Source organism: Arthrobacter sp. PM3 (assembly GCF_003352915.1).
GTDB lineage: Bacteria > Actinomycetota > Actinomycetes > Actinomycetales > Micrococcaceae > Arthrobacter.
Genome location: NZ_CP022314.1, coordinates 322,889 through 344,759, shown reverse-complemented (window position 1 = coordinate 344,759; position 21,871 = coordinate 322,889). Strand labels below are relative to the sequence as shown.

The window sequence follows — 21,871 nt, the reverse complement described above, 5'->3', positions numbered from 1 at the left end:
TGTGCAGTGACGACGGCGGCAGCCACCCTGGGGAGGTGGCTGCCGCCGTCGTGGTTAACCCGGTGTCAGTAGCTGGCGGGGGTGCCGGCAGTCTCACCCGCCGGGGCGGACGGGACGTATTCGGCCGCGAGGGCTTCGGAACCGCGGGCCAGCATCGCGACATCGGCGCCCACCAGCACGAACGCCGCGCCGGCGGCCATGTAGGCGCGTGCCGTGGCCGGGGTGAAGGCGTTCACGCCGGCGGGTTTGCCGGCGGCCGCGGCGGCGGCGAGGCAGTGTTCGACGGCGGCACGCACCTCGGGGTGTTCCTGCTGGCCCAGCAGCCCCATGGACGCGGCGAGGTCGGAGGGGCCCAGGAAGATCGCGTCCACCCCGTCCACCGCCAGGATGTCCGCCACCGCGTCGACGGCCGCCGTCGATTCGATCTGGACCGTCACGCTGACGGTTTCGGAGGCCCGGGCGAGGTAGTCCGGGATCCGGTTCCAGCGCGCGGCCCGGGCCAGCGCCGAGCCGACGCCGCGGACCCCGTGGGGCGGGTAGCGGGTGGCGGCGACGGCGGCCTCCGCTTCCGCCGCGGAATTCACCATGGGCACCAGCAGGTTCTGCACGCCAAGGTCCAGGTACTGCTTGATCAGCACGGTGTCGTTCACAGGCGGCCGGACCACCGCGTGCACCGGGTACCCGTGCACGGCCTGCAGCTGGGCCAGGATCGATTCGAGCCCGTTGGGGCTGTGCTCGGCGTCGATCAGGAGCCAGTCCAGGCCTGACCCGGCGCAGAGCTCGGCCACCAACGGGCTGCCGGAACAGACCCACATCCCGGCCAGCGGCCGGGCGGCAGCGCCGGTGCGGGTGTGCAGGGCGTGCCGGAAAGTCGCGTCCGGTTCTAGTCGAAGCGGCATGTGACAACCCCCAGGGGTCCGTAGTCGGCGTGCACGGTGTCGCCCTGGTACACCCACAGCGGCCGGGTGAACGAGCCGGCGAGGATGATGTCGCCGGCTAACATCGCGTCCCCGTGGGCGGCGATCTTGTTGGCCAGCCAGTGCACCCCGTTGGCCGGGTGGTCCAGGACGCCGGCCGCGACGCCGGTTTCCTCGACGGTCTGGTTCTTGTAGAGGATGGCCGAGACCCAGCGGAGGTCGACGGCGTCGGGCTTTACCGGGCGGCCGCCGACCACCATGGCGCCCATCGCAGCGTTGTCGGCGATGGTGTCCACGATGGTCCGGCCCTCCATTTCGATCCGGGAGTCCAGAATCTCGAGGGCCGGGACCACGTAGTCGGTGGCGTTCAGGACGTCGAAGATGGTGCAGCCGGGCCCCTTGAGCGCGTCCTTGAGGACGAACGCCAGTTCCACCTCCACCCGCGGATGCGTGTACCGGTCCCACGGCACGGAGCAGCCGGTTTCCAGCACCATGTCATCGAAGATCGCGCCGTAGTCCGGTTCGGTGATACCGGTTGCCGCCTGCATGGCCTTGGATGTCAGGCCGATCTTGCGGCCCACGAGCCTGCGGCCGGCGTCCTCGTTCCGGCGCCGCCACAGCTGCTGCACGGCGTAGGAGTCCTCCACCGTCATCTCCGGGTAGCGGGCCGTTAGGCGCGGGACCGGGGTGCGGGTCCGGCCGGCTTCCAGCAGTTCGTCGGCGATGGCCTCGATCATCTTCGCGTCCAGCATCGGATTAGACCTGGGCTCCCAGTTTGAACCCCTCGACGGCTCCCGTGGCATCGTCCTTGCGGGTGTAGGAGAAGCCGTCGGCGCCGACGGTGACGGCCATTTCGGAGGCGTCGGTGCGTTCGATGACGGGCTGCGGGTTGCCGTCGAGGTCCAGGACCAGGGAGGCCTCGGTGTACCAGGACGGGACCACCGGGTTGCCCCACCAGTCGCGGCGCTGGTTGTCGTGCACGTCCCAGGTGATGGTGGGGTTGTCCGGGTCGCCGGTGTAGTAGTCCTGGGTGTAGATCTCCACGCGGTGGCCGTCCGGGTCCAGGATGTAGAGGTAGAAGGCGTTGGACACGCCGTGCCGGCCGGGGCCGCGTTCAATCCTGTCGCTGATGCGCAGGGCGCCCATCTTGTCGCAGATCTGGATGATGTTGTGCTTCTCGTGCGTGGCGAACGCGACGTGGTGCATGCGGGGTCCGTTGCCGCCGGTCAGGGCGGTGTCGTGGACCGTCTGCTTGCGGTGCATCCAGGCCGCGTAGGTCACGCCGTCGGAGTCCTGGATGTCCTCGGAGACGCGGAAGCCCAGGTCCTCGAGGTACTTGCGGCCGCGCGGGACGTCCGGGGTGACCTGGTTGAAGTGGTCCAGCCGGACGAGTTCGCCGGCGGAGTAGAGGTCGTAGCGCTGGGTGAGGCGTTCGACGTGCTCGACCTCGTAGAAGAACTCGTAGGGGAAGCCCAGCGGGTCCTCGACCCGGACGGAGTCGCCGATGCCCTTGGTGAAGCCTTCCTTGCGGCGCTCCACCCGGCAGCCGAGCTCCTTGTAGTAGGCCTCGGCGGCGTCGACCTCGGCGGGGGACTTCACCCGGTAGGCGAAGGCAGCGACGGCGGCGATGGGGCCCTTGCGGAGGACCAGGTTGTGGTGGATGAACTCCTCGAGGGAGCGCAGGTAGATCGCGTTCTCGTCTTCCTCGGTCACGTGCAGGCCGAGCAGGTCCACGTAGAAGGCGCGGGACTTGGCGAGGTCGGTGACCACGATTTCCATGTAGGCGCAGCGGACGATGTCCGGGGCCGGGACGCTGGGGGTGGGGATGAAGTTGGTCATGGCGTTCTCTCTTCGTTGAAAGGGCGGTTGCTGGCTAGGCGCCGAATTTGGGCGTGTGGACCTTGCCAAGGGTGATGTGCACGGCCTGCTGGTCGGTGTAGAAGTCGATTGAGCGGTAGCCCCCCTCGTGGCCCAGGCCGGAGGCCTTGACACCGCCGAACGGGGTGCGCAGGTCGCGGACGTTGTGGCTGTTCAGCCACACCATGCCGGCCTCGACGTTCTGCGAGAAGTTGTGCGCCCGGGTCAGGTTCTGCGTCCAGATGTAGGCGGCCAGCCCGTACTTGGTGTTGTTCGCCAAGGCCAGGGCCTCGTCGTCGGTCTCGAACGGGGTGATGGCCACAACCGGGCCGAAGATCTCCTCTTGGAAGATCCGCGCGTCCGGCGCGACGTCAGCGAACACCGTCGGGGCGATGTAGTTGCCTTCCAGCAGGTGCTCCGGGCGGCCGCCGCCGGCCAGCAGCCGGCCCTCGGATTTGCCGATCTCCACGTAGGAGGCCACTTTCTCGTAGTGCTCCGGGTGGACCAGCGCGCCGACCTCCGTCTTGGGGTCGTGCGGGTCCCCGACCACAATGTTCTTCGCGCGGGCGGCGTACTTTTCGCAGAATTCCTCGTAGATGCCGCGTTCCACCAGGATCCGGGACCCGGCGGTGCAGCGCTCGCCGTTGAGCGAGAAGACGCCGAACAGGGCGGAGTCGATCGCGGCGTCCAGGTCCGCGTCGGCGAACACGACGCACGGGGACTTGCCGCCGAGTTCCATGGACAGGCCCTTGAGGTTGGCCGCGGCGTTGCGGAAGATCGTCTGGCCGGTGGTGGTCTCGCCGGTGAAGGAGATCAGCGGCACGTCCGGGTGCTTCACGAGGGCGTCCCCGGCTTCCTCGCCGAGCCCGTTGACCAGGTTGAAGACGCCGTCGGGCAGGCCCGCGTCCTTGAAGATCGTCGCCCACAGCGAGGCGGACAGCGGGGTGAACTCGGCCGGCTTGAGCACCACGGTGTTGCCGGTGGCCAGGGCCGGGGCGAGCTTCCAGGACTCGAGCATGAACGGGGTGTTCCACGGGGTGATCAGGCCGGCGACGCCGATCGGCTTGCGGTTCACGTAGTTGATCTGGGCGCCGGGGACCTTCATGGCGTCGTCGAACTGGGCGACAATCAGGTCCGCGAAGAAGCGGAAGTTCTCCGCGGCGCGCAGCGCCTGGCCCTTGGCCTGGGTGATCGGCAGGCCGGTGTCAAAGGTCTCGAGCTCGGCCAGGCGGGCCTCCTGGGCCTCGACGGCGTCGGCGATTTTGTTCAGGACCCGGGCACGCTCGCGCGGCTTCATCTTCGGCCACGGGCCGTTGACGAACGCTTCGCGGGCCGCCGCGACAGCGAGGTCGATGTCCTCCTTCTGGCCCGCTGCGGCGGTGGCGTAGTTCCGGTTCGACACCGGGTCCAGGACGTCGAAGGTCTTTCCGGACACGGAGTCGACGAATTCGCCGTTGATGAAGTGCCGGATGTGCGTGGGCAGGTCCTGCGGCACGTAGTGCTTGGTGGTTTCCGGAGCAGTGAACGTCATTGTTGTTTTCCTTACTGTCTAAGAGCAACGCGGGGTCACTTATGGCTCGTGCGGGGCGGCTTAATGGGCGCTAAGTGACCCCGCGTTGCTTTGGGCGAGGTACGCGTCGAGGGTGGCGCTGCGGTGGCGGCGGGCGGCCTTTTCGATGGTGTCGGCGTCGGCACCGGCTTCGATGAGCTGCAGCAGGGCCTCGTGCTCGTCGACGGACTCGTGGGCGCGGCCCGGGACGAAGCGGAAGGTGGAGGACCGCAGGGACGCGAGCCGGTTCCAGCCCCGGTGCACGAGGTCCAGGATGTGCGGGTTGGGGCAGTGCTCGAACAGGACGCTGTGGAAGTCCCGGTTCAGCGCGGTGAACCGGACGGGGTCGAAGTGCTGCAGGCAGTCACGCATTTCCTCGTTCACCGCCCGGGCCCGGGCCACATCAGCCGCACCGATCAGCGGTGCCGAGAGTGCGGTGGCGGCGCCCTCGACGATGCTCAGGGTCTGCATCGTGTACAGGTACTCGGTGGGATCGATCCCGGACACGGTGGCGCCGACGTTCCGCTCGAACGTCACCAGCCCCTCGGCTTCGAGCCGGCGGATGGCCTCCCGGACCGGCACCACGCTGACGCCCAGGTCCTCGGCGATCTTGGCCAGCACCAGCCGGTAGCCGGGGGAGTACGTCCCGTCCACGATCCGGGCCTTCACGGCCTCGTACGCCTGCTGCGACTTGCTGGCGGCAGCGGTTGGTGCGGCGCCTGAAGTGGCCGTCTCAGTCATTGGCTTTGCCTGCTTCCCACTGCTCGTACTTAACCCGCCACGCGGCGTTCAGCGGGTACAGGCCGTCCACGCTGTGGCCCTGCTGCACCATCTCGGCGATGAAGGTCTCCTCCCGTTCCTGGGCGATGGAGTCGTCCGCGAGCTCCTCGGCGAGGGCCGGCGGGATCACCAGGATGCCGTCGGAGTCGGCCACGATGATGTCCCCGGGCTGCACGGTGGTGCCGCCGCAGGCGATCGTGATGTCCGTGTCCCATGGGATGTGCCGGCGGCCCAGCACAGCGGGGTGCGGGTTGGCGTAATAGGTGGGCATGTCCATCGCGGCGACGGCGGAGAAGTCGCGGACGCCGCCGTCGGTGATGATGGCCGCCGCCCCGCGGATCTGGGCGCGGAGGGCCAGGATGTCGCCGATGGTGCCGGTGCCCTTTTCGCCGCGGGCCTCCATGACCAGGATCTCGCCCTCGTTGACGGAATCGATGGCCTTCTTCTGGGCGTTGAAACCGCCGCCGTGGGTTGTGAAGAGGTCCTCGCGGTTGGGCACGTAGCGCAGGGTCCGGGCCAGGCCCACGATCCGCTGCTCCGGACGGGTGGAGGTGAGGCCGTCAATGCTGACGTTGTTCAGCCCGCGCTTGCGCAGCTGGGAGGAAAGGGTGGCGGTGCAGACACTTTCCAGCTTCGCCTTCAGCTCCGGGGACAGGTTGTGCCCGACGGCGGCCAGCCCCGCCGCTTCACGCGAACCGTACGCTTCCTCGCGCTGGAGATCATCGGTCCTGGGCCGGGCGCCGAAGTCCGCGAACGGCGTCGTGCCTTCCGCCACCCGGGTGGCCAGGCGGCCGGTGGTGAGGTTGCCGGCGCTGACTTCGACCTCGACGACGTCGCCGGGCAGGGCGACGGAGGCGCCGGCCGGGGTGCCGGTGAGGATGATGTCGCCCTCTTCGAGCGTGAGCAGCTGGGACAGGTCCGCAACCAGCCGGGCGAAGGGGAAGAGCAGGTCTTCGGTAGTGTCGTCCTGGACCATGTCCCCGTTGTGCCAGGTGCGGACCCGGAGGGCCGCGGGATCCACGGCGTCCGCGGCGATCAGGCCCGGACCCACGGGGGTGAAGCCGTCACCGCCCTTGGACCGCAGGTTGGAGCCCTTGTCCGCGTATCGGAGGTCGTAGACGCCGAGGTCGTTGCTCGCAGTGACCCACTCCACGTGGCTCCAGGCGTCCTCAATACCCACGCGGCGGGCGGGCTTGCCGATGATCAGGGCGATCTCGCCCTCGTAGCCGAGGAGCTCACAGCCGGCCGGGCGCTCCACCGTCGAAGGCGCTTCCGCCGAACCGGTTGCCAGGGACGACGACGGTTTCAGGAAGTAGGAGGGCTGTTCCGGGGTCCGGCCGCGCTGGGCTGCCCGGCTGGGGTAGTTGATATGCACCGCGATGACCTTGCGGGCCGCGGCCAGGAGGTGGTCGGTGACCTGTTCCAAGAGTTACTCCTCATCGAGTACGAAATCATATACGATAACTATCACCCGGGATCCCGGGAACGTCAACCCCTGATTTTCCGGGAGTTTTCGAGGCACTTGTAACCCATGTCATATCTGCCGTACAGTTTTGGATCAACGATTCAGTTCAATTATCGAACGTCAAATTCTTATATAGAACACATGTGACGAATGTCCGCCACACAACGAAGTGAGGAAAGCCCGTGCATTTTCACCATCACGGTTACGTATCCGGAGATCCGCGAGTTCAGCCGGCCGCCGGCACCGGGATCGACCGCCCGGCCCGGCTTCCCGACGAGGTGGACGTCCTCATTGTGGGCACCGGACCCGCGGGCATGCTCGCGGCCGCGCAGCTGTCCCAGTTTCCGGGCGTCACCACGAGGATCGTGGAGCGCCGCGGCGGACGGCTCGCCATCGGCCAGGCCGACGGTATCCAGGCCAGGAGCGTCGAGACCTTCCAGGCCTTCGGTTTCGCCGAGCGGATCATCGCCGAGGCGTACCGCATCACCGAAATGGCCTTCTGGAAGCCGGACCCGGCGGACCCCTCGCGCATCGTCCGTGCCGCCCGCGCGGTCGACGACGAGAGGGGCATCAGCGAGTTCCCGCACCTGATCGTCAACCAGGCCCGCGTGCTGGACTACTTCGGTGAGTTCATGGCCAACGCGCCCACCCGCATGGCACCGGACTACGGCTACGAGTTCGTCGGCCTCGAGGTCGGTGAGGGCGAGTACCCGGTCACCGTGACCCTCGTGCACACGGCCGGCCCCGACGAAGGCCAGACGCGCTCCGTCCGGGCGAAGTACGTGATCGGTGCCGACGGCGCGCGGAGCAAGGTGCGGGACTCGATCGGCTGCACGCTCGCCGGCGATCAGGCCAACCACGCGTGGGGCGTCATGGACGTGCTCGCGTCCACCGACTTCCCCGACATCCGCCTCAAGTGCGCCATCCAGTCCCACGACGGCGGCAGCATCCTGCTGATCCCGCGCGAGGGCGGCCATCTCTTCCGCATGTACGTCGACCTCGGTGAAGTTGCCGCGGACGACAACGGCGCGGTCCGCAAGACCACCATCGAGCAGATCATCGCCAAGGCCAACGCGATCATCCACCCCTACACGCTCGACGTGCGCAATGTCGCCTGGCATAGCGTGTACGAGGTCGGCCACCGCCTCACTGACCGGTTCGACGACGTCCTGCCGGAGGAGCGCGGCACCCGCACGCCGCGCGTGTTCATCACCGGCGACGCGTGCCACACGCACAGCGCCAAGGCGGGCCAGGGCATGAACGTCTCCATGCAGGACGGCTTCAACATCGGCTGGAAGCTCGGCCACGTGCTGGAGGGCCGCAGCCCCGACAGCCTGCTCTCCACCTACTCGGCCGAGCGCCAGGTGGTCGCGAAGAACCTCATCGACTTCGACAAGCAGTGGTCCACGCTCATGGCCAAGAAGCCCGAGGACTTCGAGAACCCCTCCGAGCTCGAGGACTTCTACGTCCGCACGGCGGAGTTCCCCGCCGGCTTCATGACCGAATACGCGCCGTCGCTGATCGTCGCCGAGGCGACGCACCAGAACCTGGCCGCAGGTTTTCCGGTCGGCAAGCGGTTCAAGTCAGCACCGGTGGTGCGCGTCTGCGACACCAACCCGCTCCAGCTCGGCCACCAGGCCACAGCGGACGGCCGCTGGCGCATCTACGTCTTCGCCGATGCGGCGGCGCCGGCCGGGGCCCCGGGCCCGGTTGTGGATTTCGCCGACTGGCTGGCGAACGCACCGGACTCGCCGCTGGCCGCGACGCCGTCGAACCTGGACCGCGACGCCTGGTTCGATGTCAAGGTGATCTACCAGCAGGACCACACCGGCATCGATATCGGCGCGGTCCCCGCGGTGTTCAAGCCGGAGGTCGGGCCGTTCCAACTTCCGTACCTGGAGAAGGTCTACGGCACCGATCCCGCGGCGGACATCTTCGACCTGCGCGGGATCGACCGCGGCGGCGCCGTGGTCGTGGTCCGCCCGGACCAGTACGTGGCCCACGTGCTGCCCCTGACCGCGACGGCGGAGCTCGCCGCGTTCTTCGCGCCGCTCCTGCAGTCGGGCGCGCGCGTCCAGGAGTTCCAGAACCTCGTCGGGTAGGCCCGGTGCCGGGCGCCGGTGAGGGTCCGGGCGGGCGGTCAGTTGTTGACGGCCTGCCCGGACCGGAACCCGGCGGCAGGGTAGACGCCAAGGATCCGCACCTCGGTGGTGAAGAAGTCCAGCTCCTCCAGGGCCAGGCTGAGCGGCAGGTCCTCGGGGTGGCCCTCGACGTCGGCCATGAACATCGTGGCGGCGAACTCGTTGCCCACCATGTAGCTCTCCAGCCGGGTCATGTTAACCCCGTTCGTGGCGAAGCCGCCCAGCGCCTTGTACAGGGCCGACGGCACGTTCCGGACCCGGAACACGAAGCTGGTCACGGCCGGTCCGGGCAGGACGTCCCGGGCCGGCAGTGCGGTTTCCCGGGCCAGCACCACAAAGCGGGTGGTGTTGGAGGGGTCGTCCTCGACGGCGGACGCCAGCACATCGAGCCCGTAGAGCCGGGCCGCGAGCGGGGGAGCCAGGGACAGCTTGGTCGGGTCGTTCCAGTCGCGGACCTCCCGGGCGGACCCGGCGGTGTCGCCGGCGATCACCGGACGGAGGCCGGCCTCGCGGATCAGGCGGCGGCACTGGCCCAGGGCGTGGAGGTGGCTGTGGACCTCGGTGGCGGCCTCGATGCTGCTGCCCGGGACGCCCATGAGGTCGAAGTGGATCGGCAGGAAGTACTCGCCCACGATCTGCAGCCCGGACGCAGGGAGCAGGACGTGGATGTCCGCCACCCGGCCGGCAATGGAGTTCTCGATCGGGATCATGGCGAGGTCGGCGTCGCCGCTGGAGACAAGTTCGAACGCGTCCTCGAAGCTGGCGCAGGGCACGCTTTCCAGTTCGGGGAACATCTGCATGCACGCAATATTGGAGTTGGCGCCGGGCTCACCCTGGTACGCAATCTTCTGGGCCATACTCCGTATGGTTTCACGCCGGGTGCCCGCCCGCCCAAGTAAGTCGCAGCAGGGGCCGTTTTGACGGCTCAGAACGGCCCCTGCTGCGAGTCAGTTGGGGAGAGGGCAGGTGGGGAGGGGCTACCGCACCCGGAGGGTGGCCACTACGGCCGCGCGGCAGTGCAGTGTTTCCGGTCCCGGGCGCGGGTCCTTGCCCGGGCTGCGGAGCAGGAAGTCCAGGGGCGCCAGGGTACGGCCGTCGCCTGTGGCGGCGGTGCCGTCCAGCAGGACCACGGCCACGGTTGCCGGGTCCGGAACGAAAGGGCCCTCGATGTGCCGGACGTCCATTGACCCGGTGCAGGCGGACCGCCTGGTGATCAGGTTGATCGCTGTGGCAGGCCCGCGGTCCGTCGTGACGCTCACCTGGTCCTCGCCGGAAAATGCTTCGGGCCGGCGCCGGGAGACAACGCGGCGGACGCCGTTGACGTCCATGGCCAGGGTGCCGCCGGTGGCGAGGAGGAAGTGCCGGTCCGCCCGGGGAACGCAGAGAAGTCCGCGTCCCCGGTGATGTCGGCCACGCTGATCCGCCAGGTGAAGCCCTCCGGGCCGGCACCACCCGGGAAGAGGGCGACTTCCCGGGTGGTGCCCGCCCCGTTGCGCCAGGGGACGCGGGGCAGCTGGCCGGCGCTGACAATTGCGTGTGACGGCATGACGGGCCGGGGGCGTTCTTCCGGAGCCCTAAGCACGGCTCGGGGAGCCGAGGTCCACCGGTTCTTCGTCGCTGAGGTACGCGGCCTCCGAGTGTGCGGCGATATCGATGCCGCGCAGTTCATCGGCCTCATGGACGCGCAGGCCCATGGTGACGCTCAGGACCTTGGCGATAACCCAGGTCACGGCGAAGGAGTACGCGAGCACGGACACGGTTGCGAGCGTCTGGATGCCGAGGAGTTCGAATCCTCCGCCGTAGAACAGTCCGTTGACCTTGTTGGGGGCGGCGTCGGTGGCGAAGAAGCCGATCAGGAGGGTTCCCAGGATGCCGCCGACCAGGTGGACACCGACGACGTCGAGTGAATCGTCGAAGCCGAGCCGGAACTTGAGCTCGATCGCCAGGGAGCAGACCGCGCCGGCAATCACGCCGATTGCCAGGGCGCCGAGCGGACTGACGGCCCCGCACGCGGGCGTGATGGCGACCAAGGCTGAGATCAGGCCGGAGGCCGCGCCCATGCTGCTGGCGCTGCCGAGCCGGATCCGTTCCACCAGGGCCCAGGCCAGGAGGCCGGCGCAGGCGGCGACGGCGGTGTTCAGGAACACGACGGAGGCGGACTGGCCGGCGGTGAGGGCCGAGCCGGCGTTGAATCCGAACCAGCCGGCCCACAGGAGGCCGGCCCCGACGAGCACGAGCGGCCGGCTGTGCGGTTTGGTGTGTTCGCTCTTGGGCCAGCCCGCGCTGCGACCCAGGACCAGGGCGAGGGCGAGGGCTGCCACGCCGGCGTTCATGTGGACGGCCGTGCCGCCGGCGAAGTCAACGGCCTTAAGGCTGTTGACGATCCAGCCGCCGGTGACGGAGCCGTCCGCCGAGCTGAACGCGAACACCCAGTGGGCGACCGGGAAGTAGACCAGGGTGGCCCACAGCGCGGCGAAGGTCATCCAGGCGCCGAACTTCATGCGCCCGGCCGCGGCCCCGGCGATGATCGCCGTGGTGATGCCGGCAAAGAACAGCTGGAAGGCCGCGAACAGCGCCGCGGGGATGGGGGCGTTCGGGTCCTCGGCCAGCAGCTGCTCCATCCCGAAGTACTCGGTGACATCGCCGAGCAGCCCGGCGCCGCCAATGGAATTGCCGAACACCATGGAGTAGCCGAATACGGCCCACAAGACGGCGACGATGCTCATGCCGCCAAAGCACATCATCATCATGTTCAGGATCCTGCGGGAACCGACCATGCCGCCGTAGAACAGGGCAAGGCCGGGAATCATGATGCACAGCAGGGCGCCTGCCGCGAGGATCCAGGCGACGTCTCCAGAATTCATGGAACTCCAATCAGTGGGGGTGGAAGTCAGCATCCGCCGGCTGCGGAGGAACTCAACGCAACCATGGGATGAAACCATGATTCATGGCAGTGAACGATTGCGGGTTTCGTGCGGGTTAAGTTTCTGTTGCGTTCGCCGCCGGGACATGACACGCGGATTTAACACCCGGGCACTACTTCCGTAACATCACTTTGACTACTGTGGTTCAACAGCGTTTCCCATCAGGTAACCCCAATTGGACAGGACAGTTCCGATGACGAGTGTCGCAACCCCTGAAGTACCCAGCGCGTCAGCGCTATCAGACGCCGCGCTGCCGGCCGACGCCGGGCAGATTTCCCTGGCGGACATCGCCCGGGCCCACGACGTGCGGTTCCTCCTGGCCACCTTTGTGGACATGACCGGCAAGCCCTGCGCCAAGCTGGTCCCGGTGGAAGCCGCCGACGAACTCGAGGCAGGAGCCATGGGCTTCGCCGGCTACGCCGCGGGCCTGATCGGCCAGAAGCCGCAGGACGCGGACCTGATCGCCGTGCCGGACCTCGCCTCCTTCACCCCGGTCCCCTTCATCAAGGAAGGACTGGCAATCATCCACTGCGACCCGCACGTCAACGGCCGGCCGTGGCCGTACGCGCCGCGCGTCATCCTGAAAAACGCCCTGGCCCGGCTGGCCGCGCAGGGCATGCAGGCGAAGGTCGGCGCGGAAGTGGAGTACTTCCTGGTCAACACGAACGATGACGGCACCCTGAGCACAGCCGATGCGCGCGACGATTCGCCCCGTCCCTGCTACGACGCCCGCGGCGTCACCCGCATGTATGACCACCTGACCTCCATCTCCGAGGCCATGAACGCGCTGGGCTGGGGCAACTACGCCAACGACCACGAGGACGCCGCCGGCCAGTTCGAGCAGAACTTCAACTACGCGGACGCCCTGACCACGGCCGATCGCGTCATCTCCCTGCGCTACATCCTGAACATCCTCGCCGAACAGCGCGGCATGACCGCCACGTTCATGCCCAAGCCGTTCACGGACCGGACCGGCACCGGACTCCACTTCCATCTTTCCCTCTGGTCCGGCGGCGAGCCGCTGTTTCCGGGCGACGGGGAAGCGGACGACGCCGGCCGCGGCCTGGGGCTGTCCGGCCTCGCCTATTCGTTCATCGGCGGCATCCTGGACCATGCCCCGGCGCTGCAGGCCTTCCTGGCGCCGACCGTCAACTCCTACAAGCGCTCCGGCGCCACCACCAGCTCCTCGGGCGCCACGTGGTCGCCGCGGAAGGCCTCCTTCGGCGGCAACGACCGCACCCACATGATCCGCGTCCCGGACAACAAACGGATCGAACTGCGCTCCGGCGACGGCTCCGCCAACCCCTACCTGGCCATCGCCACCGCCGTCGCCGCCGGCCTGGACGGAGTGGAAAAGTCCCTCGACCCCGGCCGGCCGTCGGGCCCCGGGGAATCCAAACCGGACGCGCACCTCCTGCCGGCCACCCTGCTCCACGCCGTCGAAGCGCTCCGCAAGGACCCGGTGATCCTGGCCAGCCTGAGCGGCGACGCGGAAATCGGCGCCTACTACGCGGACGCCAAGGAAGAGGAATTCCTCAGCTGGCACAACCAGGTCAGCGACTGGGAAATCCGCACCTACCTCACCTCGATCTAGACCGACTGTTCCAACCCACACCAAGAAAAGGACCACCATGTGCGGAATCGCCGCGCTGCAGCTGCGCAACCCCTCGCTGCACCCCCGGATGGGCAGCCTGCTGTCCTCGATGCTGTGCCAGATCGTGGACCGCGGGCCGGACTCCGCCGGCCTCGCCGTCTACAACACCCCCGGCCTGGTCGCGGACGGCACCTCCACCGTCAGCCTCCTCGGCAAGGACCAGGGCATGACGACGGCGGCAATCACCGCCGCCGTCGCGTCCCTGCTCGCGGCCGACGCGGCCCCGGCCGTCCAGGTGGTGGGTGACACCACCCTGGTGAGCGCCGCCGTCGGCACGGACCTGCTGGTGAAGGCCGTCACCGAAACACTGCCGGGCTCCACGGTGATCGGCCGCGGCGAGCACGTGGCCGTCATGAAGAGCGTGGGCCACCCGATGGCGATCGCCGCCGAGCACGGGCTGGAGGCGATGGCCGGCAGCCAGGGCCTGTCCCACACCCGGATGGCCACCGAATCCGCCGTCACGGCCGGCGGCTCGCACCCCTTCTCCGTCGCGGACGACCTCTGCCTGGTGCACAACGGCTCCTTCTCCAACCACGCCACCGTCCGGCGGGGCCTCTTGCGAGAGGGCGTCGTCTTCGACTCCGAGAACGACACCGAGGTCGGCGCCCGCTACGTCGCCTCCCGGCTGCAGCAGGGCGACACCCTCGAAGAGGCCCTGGTGAACCTGGGCAACGTCCTGGACGGCTTCTACACCCTCGTTGTCACCACCGCGGACAGCATGGCCGTGGTCCGCGACCCCATCGCCTGCAAGCCGGCCATCATCGCCGAGACCGACGACTACGTGGCCATGGCCTCCGAATACCGCGCCCTGGCCGCACTGCCGGGCATCGACAACGCCCGCATCTTCGAACCCGTTCCCGGAAAGGTCTACACATGGTCACTCTGACAGCCCCCGAAACCCTCACGGCACCCACCGCTGACGCCGAAACCACAGTGCTCGACCTCGCCGGCAGCACCGTCCGCGAACTGAACCAGGGACTGCACGACGCCGTCGACGGCCAGGCCTGGACGGTCACCAACCCCGGCGGCAAGCACAGCCTCGCCGTCGGCATTACTGCCGACGTCACCGTCACCATCGACGGCCACGCCGGCTACTACGCGGCCGGCATGCACCAGAAGGGCAAGGTCACCGTCACCGGCAACGCCGGCGTCGGCCTCGCGGAGAACATCATGTCCGGAAAGGTGCACGTCAAGGGCGATGCTTCCCAGTCGGCCGCGGCCACCGGGCACGGCGGACTCGTGGTGATCGACGGCAACGCCGGAGCCCGCTGCGGGATCTCCATGAAAGGCGTGGACATTGTGGTGGGCGGCGACATCGGCCACATGTCCGCCTTCATGGCCCAGGCCGGCCGACTGGTGGTCTGCGGTGACGCCGGAGACGCCCTCGGCGACTCCATCTACGAGGCCCGCATTTACGTCAAGGGCACCGTCGCGTCCCTCGGCGCCGACTGCATCGAAAAGCCGCTGAAGGCCGAACACTTCGAAGAACTCGCGGAACTGCTCGCCGCCGCCGGCCGGACCGAGAACCCGGCCGACTTCAAGCGCTACGGCTCAGCCAGGAACCTTTACCACTTCCACGTCGACAACTCGACCGCCTACTAGGAGGCCCCCTTGACCATCACCTCCATCCCCGTCCCCGCCCAGGCGCCCGCGCAGGCCCCCGCACAGAACGTTGCTGCGGCTGATATCGCTGCGCTTGGCCTGCGCGAGTCCTCCACCTTCGACCGTGCCACCATCGCCGACATCCAGCGTGCAGCCGCCACCGGCGTCTACGACATCCGCGGCTGGGGCGCCAAGCGCAAGGTCCCGCACTTCGATGACCTGCTGTTCCTGGGCGCCTCCATGTCCCGCTACCCGCTGGAGGGTTACCGGGAAAAGTGCGACACCGACGTCGTCCTCGGTGACCGCCACGCCTCCAAACCGCTGCACCTGCAGACCCCGGTGACCATCGCCGGGATGAGCTTCGGCGCCCTGTCCGCCAACGCCAAGGAGGCGCTGGGCCGCGGCGCCAGCGAGGTGGGGACCTCCACCACCACGGGCGACGGCGGCATGACGCCTGAGGAGCGAGGCCAGTCCAAGCACCTGGTGTATCAGTACCTGCCCTCCCGCTACGGCATGAACCCGGATGACCTGCGCAAGGCCGACGCCATCGAGATCGTGCTGGGCCAAGGCGCCAAGCCCGGCGGCGGCGGCATGCTGCTGGGCCAGAAGATCACCGAACGCGTCGCCGGCATGCGCACCCTGCCGGTCGGGATCGACCAGCGCTCCGCCAGCCGCCACCCGGACTGGACCGGCCCGGACGACCTCGAAATCAAGATCGGCGAACTTCGCGAAATCACCGACTGGAAGACGCCCATCTACGTCAAGATCGGCGCCTCCCGGCCCTACTATGACACCGCCCTGGCCGTGAAAGCCGGCGCCGATGTGGTGGTGGTGGACGGCATGCAGGGCGGCACCGCCGCAACCCAGCAGGTCTTCATCGAAAACGTGGGCATCCCCACCCTTGCCGCGATCCCGCAGGCCGTCCAGGCCCTCCAGGAACTCGGGGTTCACCGCAAAGTCCAGCTGATCGTCTCCGGCGGCATCCGCACCGGCGCCGACGTCGCCAAGGCCATGGCCCTGGGCGCCGACGCCGTCGCGATCGGCACCGCGGCGCTGATCGCCCTGGGTGACAACGATCACCGCTACGCCGCCGAATACGCCGCACTCGGCTCGGCGGCGGGCTTCTACGACGACTTCCAGGAGGGCCGCGACCCCGCCGGCATCACCACGCAGGACCCGGAACTGTCCGCACGGCTGGATCCGGTGGCGGGCGGCCGACGCCTGGCCAACTACCTAAGGGTCCTGACCATGGAGGCCCAGACCATCGCCCGGGCCTGCGGAAAGTCCCACCTGCGCAACCTCGAACCCGAGGACCTGGTGGCCCTGACCATCGAAGCCTCCGCCATGGCCCGGGTGCCCCTGGCCGGCACCAGCTGGATCCCGGGAGCGAAGTGATGACCGAATCGTCCGAGTACGTCGTGGTGGGCGCCGGACTGGCCGGCGCCGCCACCGCCTGGCAGCTGGCCTCCCGCGGCCACGACGTGACCATCCTGGAGCGGACCGTGCCGGCAAGCCACGACGGCAGCTCGCACGGATCGGCCCGGATCTTCCGCTACGCCTACCCGGATGAGTTCTACACCCGGGCCGTGATCGAATCCAAGGTCCTGTGGGACGAACTGGACCGGGCCAGCGGGCTCGACCTCATCACCGACTTCGGTGCCGTGGACTACGGGCCCGAGCGGCGGCCCGAAGACCTGGCCCGGGTCCTGGCCGGCACCGGCGTGGAACACGAGCTCCTCAGCGCAGCCGAGGCCAGGACCCGCTGGCCCCACATCGCCTTCGACACCTCCGTGCTCTGGCACCCCGGCGCCGGCGTCATCGACGCCGAAAGCGCGGTGAAAGCGATGATCGGCCAGGCCGTGAAGCACGGCGCGAGGCTGCTGACCGGCTGGCACGTCGCGGGCGTGGCCAAGCAGGGCGCAGGCTACCGCTTGACGTCCGCCGCGGGGGAAACGTGCGACGCCGGTAGTGTCGTCGTCGGTGCCGGTGGCTGGCTGCCCGGGCTCCTGGGACAGCTCGGTCTGCCCGCGGGGTTCCTCGCAGGCCTGCCCGAGATCACGGTCCGGCAGGAACAGGCCTACCACTTCCGCTACCGGGACATCCCCGGCGGCGGGCAGCACTGGCCCACCTTCATCCACAAGAGCACGGACATCCAGACCTACGGACTGCCGGGCGGCCGGGATGCCGGCTTCGCCGGGCAGAAAATCGCCGAATACAACGGCGGAAAGCTCATCCCCTCCGCCGCCGCCCAGACCGGCACCGTGGACCCGGACAACCGGCGGCGCGTGGTCGACTACGTGCAGAAGTACCTCCCCGGACTGGACCCCGAACCCTACGCCGAGACCACATGCCTGTTCACCAACACCCCGACCGAGGACTTCCTCATCGACCGGGCGGAGGGTCTGACCATCCTGTCGCCCTGCTCCGGCCACGGCGCCAAGTTCGCCCCCCTGATCGGCCAGTGGGCGGCCGACCTCGCCACCGGCGCCGGCGACATCCCGGCCCGGTTCCGGCAGGCCACCGCCGGCATCAGCGCCGGCTGACCACACCACCAACAGAACGGACCAGATTTGTGACCACCTCCGCCACTACACCGGCCACCGGCACCGTCACCGGCCTCATGCGGGACATCGCCGGAATCGGCACCGACAGGCACCGCGGCGGCTACACCCGCCCGGTCTTCTCACACGCCGAAACGGAGCTCCGGGGCTGGTTCATCGAGCAGGCCGGCCGGCGGGGACTGGATGTCACCACCGACACCAACGGAATCCTCTGGGCCTGGTGGGACACCGCGACCGGTGTGCGGAAGGACGCCGTCGTCACGGGAAGCCACCTCGACTCCGTTCCCGGCGGGGGAGAATACGACGGCCCCTTGGGGGTGGCCTCCGCGCTCGCCGCCGTCGACATCCTCAAGAGCCGGGGCGTCCGCCCCCGCAGGCCGCTGGCCATCGCCGTCTTTCCCGAAGAGGAAGGCTCCCGGTTCGGCGTAGCCTGCCTGGGGTCCCGCCTGCTCACCGGCGCCCTGGACCCGGACAAAGCCCGCAACCTCAGGGACGCCGACGGCAACACCTACGCCGACGTGGCCGCGGCCAACGGGCAGGACCCCCGGTTCATCGGCCCCGACCGTAAGGCCCTGCAGCAGATCGGCGTGTTCGTCGAACTGCACGTCGAACAAGGCAGGGGGCTGGCCGACCTCGGCCGGCCGGTGGCCGTCGGCTCGTCCATCCTGGGCCACGGCCGGTGGAAACTGTCCGTGCACGGGCAGGGAAACCACGCCGGGACCACCCTCATGCAGGACCGGAAGGACCCCATGATCGCCGCGGCCAAGATCATGCTGGGCATCCGGGACACGGCCCGGAACTACCGGGACGCCCGCGCCACCGTGGGCCGCCTCCAGCCCGTCCCCGGCGGCACCAACGTGATCGCCTCCCGCGTGGACCTGTGGATCGACCTCCGGCACCCGCGGGACGAGGTCACCGCCGCCCTGGTCGAATCCATCCACCTCAACGCCCAGGTCATCGCCGCCGAGGAAGGGTGCACCGTCAGCTTCGGCACCGAATCACTGAGCCCGACCGTGCACTTCGACACCGGGCTGCGCGACGAGCTGCAGGCACTGCTGCCGGGAGCTCCGGTCCTGGACACCGGCGCGGGCCACGACGCCGGCGTGCTCGCCGGCCACCTTCCCACCGCCATGCTGTTCGTGCGGAACCCGACCGGAATTTCGCATTCGCCGGAGGAACTGGTGGAAGACCACGACGCCGAGGCCGGGGCCGGCGCCCTGGCGGACGTCCTCGCGGGCCTGCTGGGCGAGGCCCGGGTGATCGGATAGACGCCGCGGCTGCCGCCTATGATGGCTGGATGACGAATCAGCCTGGCGGAGAGTCGGACGTGCCAGTGGAACCGCCGGCGGAGGATGCCGCGGGCAAGCTCGAACGGATCATTGCCGGCCAGCTCCGGCACTACCGGACGGCCCAGGGGCTGTCCGCCGCCGAACTCGCCGCCCGGACGGGCCTGTCCAAGGCCATGATCTCGAAGATCGAGTCGGCCAGTACCTCGTGTTCGCTGACTACCCTGCAGCGCCTGGCCGACGGCCTGAAGATTCCGGTCACGGCCCTGTTCCGCGGCGCCGACACCGACCGGGACGCGACGTTCACCAAGAACGGCCAGGGCAGCCTGACCGTGCGCAGCGGGACTCAGCACGGGCATGAGTACCGGGTGCTGGGAACCCTCAAGGGGCGCACCGACGCCATCGAACCGACGCTGGTCACGCTGACCGACGCCTCTGACGTCTTCCCGCTGTTCCAGCACCCCGGCACGGAATTCATCTACATGCTCGCCGGCCGCATGGTCTACGGCCACGGCGCCTACGAATACACCATGGAAGCCGGCGACTCGCTGCTCCTCGACGGCGAAGGCCCGCACGGACCCCTAGAGCTGCTGGACCTGCCGATCCGGTTCCTCGCCATCGCTGCGCCCTAGGGGTGAGCCTCAGCGGCCTTCAGATACCTGGCGAAGTGGTCCTCGATCCGCTGCCACGCTTCCGGGGCCGACGCCGGATCCGGGCCGACGCCCATGACCCGGAAAAGCGGGCGCAGCGCCGCCGGGCCGGCCTCCGCATCATTGAGGAAGGAGTGACCGGCCGACGGGAACTCTTTGACATCGTTTTCCACCCCCAGCCGGTCCAGCACGGACTGAAGCTTCGCCGCCCCGCCGGCCAGGCTGCGGTCCTTGCCGCCGAAGTTGGCCACGATCGGGCACGCGCCGGCCAGGGCCTTGTCCGGGTCTTTAGGGAGCCGGCCGTAGTTCACGGCCGAGGCGTCGAAGCGGTCGGTGGCCAACAGCAGGGCGAAGCTGCCGCCCATGCAGAAACCGATCACGCCAATCTTCCCCGTGGTCCGGCCCGACGCCAGCAGCCAGTCCCGGGCCGTCGCCAGATCGGTGAAGGCCCGGCCCTCGCCCGCCGAGAGCGCCCGCATGGTTGCCACGATGCAGCGGCGGGCCCCGCCGTCGCTGAACAGGTCTATGGCCAGCGTCAGGTATCCCGCCGCCGCCAGCCGGTCCGCATGGCGGACGGTGATGTCGTTCAGGCCAAACATTTCATGGATCATCAGGACCGCGGGGAACGGCCCTTCGCCTGCCGGCGCCGCCAGGTAACCCCGCAACCCCGGCGAGCCGCCGGCGGCAGCGCTTTCCCGGCCCAAGTCAAGGTTGCTCAAATTCCGGCCGCTCAAATCCCGCCTGGCGGGGTTGCCGCCGTCGTCCCCGGTGCGTGCCATGCTTCCCCCTCTGTCGCCGATGGGGCCATTGTTGCAGGCTGTTCGCCAGCGGGACATAGGAACGGGGCATAAGCCCGGCACAAAAACAGCGCCGGAGATTCCCCCAAAGGAATCTCCGGCGCTGCAAAAAGTCGAAGGACTAGTCCTTCTTGAAGGCGTCCTTGACGTTCTCGCCGACCTTCTTCGCGTCGGCTACAACCTGGTCGCGCTGGCCTTCAGCCCGCAGCCGGTCGTTGTCAGTGGCGTTACCCGCAGCTTCCTTGGCCTTGCCGCCGAGGTGCTCCGCCTCGTTCTGAATCTTGTCTCCGATACCCATGGTGCAGGCCACCTTTCGTTTCCGGTAGAAAAACTGGTCCAAACACCATAACACAAAGCATGCTTACTAATTCAAGACTTTTTCCGTCGGCCGGCGCACGGGCTAGGCTCGAGACTATGGACCAAAGGACCACGCTCACGCAGCACATCAAGGCTCCGGCCGACTCCGTCTGGGCGGTGGTGTCCGACATTCCCGGGTCTGCCGCAACCCTGTCCGGCGTCGAATCGATCCAGCTGCTCACCGAGGGCCCCTACGCCGTCGGCACCCGCTGGAAAGAGACGCGCGCCATGCTGGGACGCTCGGAGACGGTGGAGATGTGGGTGTCCCAGTGCGAGGCGCCGTCGAACGGCCGGGGTGGCAGCACCACCGTGAAGGCCCGCCAGGGCGGCGCCGACTACACCTCGCGGTTCACGCTGGCCGGGCGCGACGGCGGGACCGACCTCACGCTGACCTTCGGCGCCAGCCTCACCGCACCCACCCGGTTCAGCCGGATCATGCTCACCGTGTTCGGCCCGCTCGGCCTGCGCGTCACCCGAAAGGCGCTCGCGAAGGATCTCGCGGAAATCGCGGCCAAAGCCGAGTCGCTCTGATGGTGCAGTGATGATGGCGCGACGCGCAGCATCCGCCGGCGCACCGAAAGTCGCTGCGCCCCGCCTCGCCCCGGTCCGGCCGGGTGCGCTGCGTGACGATCCCGACCCGGGCTTCCGGAGCGGCGAACGGTACGACGGCGTCCGGTACAGCCGGGCATCGGCCGACGGCCTGGATCTGGGCGGCGCAATCTTTGCCGAGTGCGAGTTCGCCGGGGTGTCCTTCCATGAAACCCAACTGCGCGGGGCGGCCTTCCGCGACTGCATCCTCACCGAGGCCTACGCCCCGGTGCTCACCGCGGCCCGGGCCAGCCTGCGGGACGTCGAAATCGGCAATCCCCGCTGGGGTTCGGCGGAACTTTATGAGAGCGGCTGGCAGTCGGTCAGGATCGACGGCGGCAAACTCGACTACCTCAACCTGCGCGGCTCCAAGCTCACCGATGTGCAGATCAGCGACTGCATCATCGGCGAACTGGACCTCGGTTCCTGCACCGCCACCCGGGTCGCCCTGAAAAACTGCACCATCGGCACCCTGGACTTCAGCGGCGCCCGGCTGAAAGATTTCGACCTCCGCGGCACCGACTTCCGCACCGTCAGCGGCCTCGGCAGCCTTGCCGGGCTCGTGATCGATGACTACCAGCTCACCCTGCTGGCGCCGCTGCTGGCCACCCACCTGGGCATCGTCGTCGCGTAATCCGCGGGCATCCGGTTGACCCGCCTGCCGTCCCGTGTAATCTTTATAGAACGAACGGTCGGTAATTTACTCTGCTGCCGGCCCCGCTTTCTTGGTGAAGGATGTTCTC

Annotated in this window: 20 protein-coding genes and 1 pseudogene; 10 read left to right on the top strand and 11 right to left on the bottom strand. The window is 68.6% G+C overall.

Annotation, left to right across the window (positions count from 1 at the left end; genetic code table 11):
- Positions 1–65: 65 nt before the first annotated feature.
- Genes CFN17_RS01645 through CFN17_RS01620 form a run of 6 tightly spaced genes read right to left on the bottom strand, consistent with a single transcriptional unit; the run spans position 66 to position 6,529 of the window.
- On the bottom strand, positions 66–899 hold the full coding sequence (locus CFN17_RS01645) for an HpcH/HpaI aldolase/citrate lyase family protein (RefSeq protein WP_208749674.1): 834 nt from the start codon (positions 897–899) through the stop codon (positions 66–68).
- On the bottom strand, positions 884–1,669 hold the full coding sequence (hpaH, locus tag CFN17_RS01640; protein ID WP_208749673.1) for a 2-oxo-hept-4-ene-1,7-dioate hydratase: 786 nt from the start codon (positions 1,667–1,669) through the stop codon (positions 884–886). Before hpaH ends, CFN17_RS01645 begins: the two co-directional genes overlap by 16 nt.
- A 4-nt stretch (positions 1,670–1,673) precedes the next feature.
- Positions 1,674–2,756, bottom strand: a complete 1,083-nt coding sequence (gene hpaD, locus CFN17_RS01635) for a 3,4-dihydroxyphenylacetate 2,3-dioxygenase (RefSeq protein WP_208749672.1) — start codon at positions 2,754–2,756, stop codon at positions 1,674–1,676.
- 34 nt (positions 2,757–2,790) lie between these two features.
- Positions 2,791–4,305: a 5-carboxymethyl-2-hydroxymuconate semialdehyde dehydrogenase gene (gene hpaE, locus CFN17_RS01630; protein ID WP_208749671.1), complete on the bottom strand. Its 1,515-nt coding sequence runs from the start codon at positions 4,303–4,305 to the stop codon at positions 2,791–2,793.
- 60 nt (positions 4,306–4,365) lie between these two features.
- Positions 4,366–5,064 carry a GntR family transcriptional regulator gene (locus CFN17_RS01625; protein WP_208749670.1) on the bottom strand — a complete coding sequence of 233 codons (699 nt, stop codon included), beginning with the start codon at positions 5,062–5,064 and terminating at the stop codon, positions 4,366–4,368.
- A complete protein-coding gene (locus tag CFN17_RS01620) occupies positions 5,057–6,529 on the bottom strand; it encodes a fumarylacetoacetate hydrolase family protein (protein ID WP_208749669.1) in 1,473 nt (490 codons plus the stop codon). The genes CFN17_RS01625 and CFN17_RS01620 overlap by 8 nt, the downstream gene beginning before the upstream one ends.
- A 221-nt stretch (positions 6,530–6,750) precedes the next feature.
- Here CFN17_RS01620 and CFN17_RS01615 point away from each other — a divergent pair, with 221 nt between their 5' ends.
- Entirely contained in the window at positions 6,751–8,670 is a 1,920-nt protein-coding gene (locus tag CFN17_RS01615; protein WP_208749668.1) for an FAD-binding monooxygenase, read from the top strand.
- Between the two features lie 38 nt (positions 8,671–8,708).
- Here CFN17_RS01615 and CFN17_RS01610 read toward each other — a convergent pair whose 3' ends face one another.
- From CFN17_RS01610 to CFN17_RS01600, 3 genes and pseudogenes are all read right to left on the bottom strand, one after another.
- Positions 8,709–9,566: a prephenate dehydratase gene (locus tag CFN17_RS01610; protein ID WP_208749667.1), complete on the bottom strand. Its 858-nt coding sequence runs from the start codon at positions 9,564–9,566 to the stop codon at positions 8,709–8,711.
- A 120-nt stretch (positions 9,567–9,686) separates the two neighbouring features.
- Positions 9,687–10,255 (bottom strand): annotated as a pseudogene (locus CFN17_RS19860) (HutD family protein).
- 28 nt (positions 10,256–10,283) lie between these two features.
- Entirely contained in the window at positions 10,284–11,573 is a 1,290-nt protein-coding gene (locus tag CFN17_RS01600) for an ammonium transporter (protein ID WP_208749666.1), read from the bottom strand.
- A 253-nt stretch (positions 11,574–11,826) separates the two neighbouring features.
- Here CFN17_RS01600 and glnT point away from each other — a divergent pair, with 253 nt between their 5' ends.
- From glnT to CFN17_RS01565, 7 genes are read left to right on the top strand one after another with little or no spacing between them, the layout of a single operon-like run.
- Entirely contained in the window at positions 11,827–13,227 is a 1,401-nt protein-coding gene (glnT, locus tag CFN17_RS01595) for a type III glutamate--ammonia ligase (RefSeq protein ID WP_208749665.1), read from the top strand.
- 37 nt (positions 13,228–13,264) lie between these two features.
- On the top strand, positions 13,265–14,173 hold the full coding sequence (locus CFN17_RS01590) for a glutamine amidotransferase (RefSeq protein WP_208749664.1): 909 nt from the start codon (positions 13,265–13,267) through the stop codon (positions 14,171–14,173).
- A complete protein-coding gene (locus CFN17_RS01585) occupies positions 14,161–14,889 on the top strand; it encodes a protein glxC (protein ID WP_208749663.1) in 729 nt (242 codons plus the stop codon). Before CFN17_RS01590 ends, CFN17_RS01585 begins: the two co-directional genes overlap by 13 nt.
- Before the next feature lie 9 nt (positions 14,890–14,898).
- Positions 14,899–16,284 carry an FMN-binding glutamate synthase family protein gene (locus CFN17_RS01580; RefSeq protein WP_222612649.1) on the top strand — a complete coding sequence of 462 codons (1,386 nt, stop codon included), beginning with the start codon at positions 14,899–14,901 and terminating at the stop codon, positions 16,282–16,284.
- Positions 16,284–17,432 carry an FAD-dependent oxidoreductase gene (locus CFN17_RS01575; RefSeq protein WP_208749662.1) on the top strand — a complete coding sequence of 383 codons (1,149 nt, stop codon included), beginning with the start codon at positions 16,284–16,286 and terminating at the stop codon, positions 17,430–17,432. Before CFN17_RS01580 ends, CFN17_RS01575 begins: the two co-directional genes overlap by 1 nt.
- A 29-nt stretch (positions 17,433–17,461) precedes the next feature.
- Entirely contained in the window at positions 17,462–18,718 is a 1,257-nt protein-coding gene (locus CFN17_RS01570; protein ID WP_261792306.1) for an allantoate amidohydrolase, read from the top strand.
- A 29-nt stretch (positions 18,719–18,747) separates the two neighbouring features.
- On the top strand, positions 18,748–19,368 hold the full coding sequence (locus CFN17_RS01565; protein ID WP_208749661.1) for an XRE family transcriptional regulator: 621 nt from the start codon (positions 18,748–18,750) through the stop codon (positions 19,366–19,368).
- On the opposite strand, the gene CFN17_RS01560 is transcribed toward CFN17_RS01565, so the two are convergent.
- Both CFN17_RS01560 and CFN17_RS01555 read right to left on the bottom strand, forming a co-directional pair.
- Positions 19,365–20,165, bottom strand: coding sequence for a dienelactone hydrolase family protein (locus tag CFN17_RS01560; RefSeq protein WP_222612648.1), 801 nt, complete (start codon positions 20,163–20,165; stop codon positions 19,365–19,367). The genes CFN17_RS01565 and CFN17_RS01560 overlap by 4 nt on opposite strands.
- A 139-nt stretch (positions 20,166–20,304) precedes the next feature.
- Complete coding sequence (locus CFN17_RS01555; protein WP_208749660.1) at positions 20,305–20,481, bottom strand: CsbD family protein; 177 nt, start codon at positions 20,479–20,481, stop codon at positions 20,305–20,307.
- Positions 20,482–20,597: 116 nt separating this feature from the next.
- Here CFN17_RS01555 and CFN17_RS01550 point away from each other — a divergent pair, with 116 nt between their 5' ends.
- Positions 20,598–21,071: an SRPBCC family protein gene (locus CFN17_RS01550; RefSeq protein WP_208749659.1), complete on the top strand. Its 474-nt coding sequence runs from the start codon at positions 20,598–20,600 to the stop codon at positions 21,069–21,071.
- Between the two features lie 13 nt (positions 21,072–21,084).
- Positions 21,085–21,762: a pentapeptide repeat-containing protein gene (locus CFN17_RS01545; RefSeq protein ID WP_208751280.1), complete on the top strand. Its 678-nt coding sequence runs from the start codon at positions 21,085–21,087 to the stop codon at positions 21,760–21,762.
- Positions 21,763–21,871 lie beyond the last annotated feature (109 nt).